This window comes from Geodermatophilus amargosae (genome assembly GCF_900116515.1).
GTDB lineage: Bacteria > Actinomycetota > Actinomycetes > Mycobacteriales > Geodermatophilaceae > Geodermatophilus > Geodermatophilus amargosae.
Map to the genome: position 1 here is coordinate 1 of NZ_FPBA01000057.1, position 2,500 is coordinate 2,500.

Here is a 2,500-nt window from a genome sequence, read left to right on the forward strand (position 1 = left end):
ACCACCGCCGTTTACTGGCGCTTGAGTTCTGAGCTTCGCCACAGATGTGACTAACCCGTCCCCTTAACGTTCCAGCACCGGGCAGGCGTCAGTCCGTATACATCGTCTTACGACTTCGCACGGACCTGTGTTTTTAGTAAACAGTCGCTTCTCACTGGTCTCTGCGGCCGCCCACCGCTGCCCCGCGCACGGCGGTTCACGATGAACGGCCCCCCTTCTCCCGAAGTTACGGGGGCATTTTGCCGAGTTCCTTAACCACAGTTCGCTCGATCGCCTTGGTATTCTCTACCTGACCACCTGAGTTGGTTTGGGGTACGGGCCGCTCGGAACTCGCTAGAGGCTTTTCTCGGCAGCATAGGATCATCGGATTCGCCTCATTCGGCTATGCGTCAGGCCTCACCCACGTGCGGCGCGGATTTGCCTACGCCGCGGGCCACACCCTTGCACCGGTACTACCACTCACCGGCCCGACTACCTTCCTGCGTCACCCCATCGCTTGCCTACTACCAGTCCGGGTCCCCAGCTACTCCCACCCCCACCTCGAAAGATGAGAGCGGTTTCGGTGGGTCAGCATCGCTGGGTTCAGCATGGGCGTTCCTTCGCGGGTACGGGAATATCAACCCGTTGTCCATCGACTACGCCTGTCGGCCTCGCCTTAGGTCCCGACTCACCCTGGGCGGATTAGCCTGGCCCAGGAACCCTTGGTCTTCCGGCGGGGGAGTTTCTCACTCCCCTCTCGCTACTCATGCCTGCATTCTCACTCGCGTGGCGTCCACGGCTGGATTCCTCCGCCGCTTCACCCGCCACACGACGCTCCCCTACCCATCCACACACCTGGCCGGCCCTCACGAGGAGAACCGGCGGGCTGACGCGTGAATGCCACGGCTTCGGCGGTGTGCTTGAGCCCCGCTACATTGTCGGCGCGGAACCACTTGACCAGTGAGCTATTACGCACTCTTTCAAGGGTGGCTGCTTCTAAGCCAACCTCCTGGTTGTCTCTGCGATCCCACATCCTTTTCCACTTAGCACACGCTTAGGGGCCTTAGCCGATGATCTGGGCTGTTTCCCTCTCGACTACGAACCTTATCGCCCGCAGTCTCACTGCCGCGCTCTCACTTACCGGCATTCGGAGTTTGGTTGACGTCAGTAACCTTGTGGGGCCCATCGGCCATCCAGTGCTCTACCTCCGGCAAGAAACACGCGACGCTGCACCTAAATGCATTTCGGGGAGAACCAGCTATCACCGGGTTTGATTGGCCTTTCACCCCTACCCACAGCTCATCCCCCAGGTTTTCAACCCTGGTGGGTTCGGTCCTCCACGCGGTCTTACCCGCGCTTCAACCTGGCCATGGGTAGATCACCCGGCTTCGGGTCTAGAGCACGCGACTAGTGTTCGCCCTGTTCGGACTCGCTCTCGCTACGGCTACCCCCCACGGGTTAACCTCGCCACGTACCGCTAACTCGCAGGCTCATTCTTCAAAAGGCACGCCATCACCGCCCACGCACGAGGCGTGAGATTCGCGGCTCTGACGGCTTGTAGGCACACGGTTTCAGGTACTATTTCACTCCCCTCCCGGGGTACTTTTCACCTTTCCCTCACGGTACTCGTCCGCTATCGGTCACCAGGGAGTATTCAGGCTTAGCGGGTGGTCCCGCCAGATTCACACCGAATTTCACGGGCTCGGTGCTACTTGGGAACACGCAACTGAGAGAGACCAGGCTTTCGGGTACGGGGCTCTCACCCTCTACGGCGACCCCTTCCAGAGGCCTTCCCCTAACCACGGTCTTTTCTGACTCCCCGCCAGTCCGGCAGAACTGACACGCACGGTCCCACGACCCCGCCTCCACAACCCCTGCCGGGTATCACATGGAAACGGTTTAGCCTCATCCGCTTTCGCTCGCCACTACTCACGGAATCACGGTTGTTTTCTCTTCCTGTGGGTACTGAGATGTTTCACTTCCCCACGTTCCCTCCACACGCCCTATGTGTTCAGGCGCGGGTCACACCACATGACTGGTGCGGGGTTTCCCCATTCGGACACCCTCGGATCAACGCTCGGTTGGCAGCTCCCCGAGGCTTATCGCAGCCTCCCACGTCCTTCATCGGCTCCTGGTGCCCAGGCATCCACCGTGTGCCCTCAACATCTTGGCCACACAAAACCCACCCCACCCAAGGTCTTCCCGCCCTCCGAAGAGGACCAGAACGACCAACGATGAGGCGGGAACCTACAAGCAAACTCTGCAAAACAGAGATCAAAAGATGCTCGCGTCCACTGTGCAGTTCTCAACGACCAACCAGTCACCCCCACAGACGACCCCACCAGCCCGCGCTGTGCAGCGCGGCGGTGTGGGATCCAGGAGGCCCCGGACGAGGTGAACCGATCCACCACCACCCCCCGGCCCGCAGGCCAGGGATGACAGGGAGTCCGCTCCCTCAGGACCCAACAGCGTGCCTACGACCCCGGTGCTCCCCACCGACTCCGGTCCACACCACCCCACG

At 61.0% G+C, this 2,500-nt stretch carries 1 rRNA gene; it reads right to left on the minus strand.

The features are described 5' to 3' along the window. Positions 1–2,152, minus strand: a 23S ribosomal RNA gene (locus BM414_RS28055); the annotation flags it as partial. Positions 2,153–2,500: the final 348 nt, after the last annotated feature.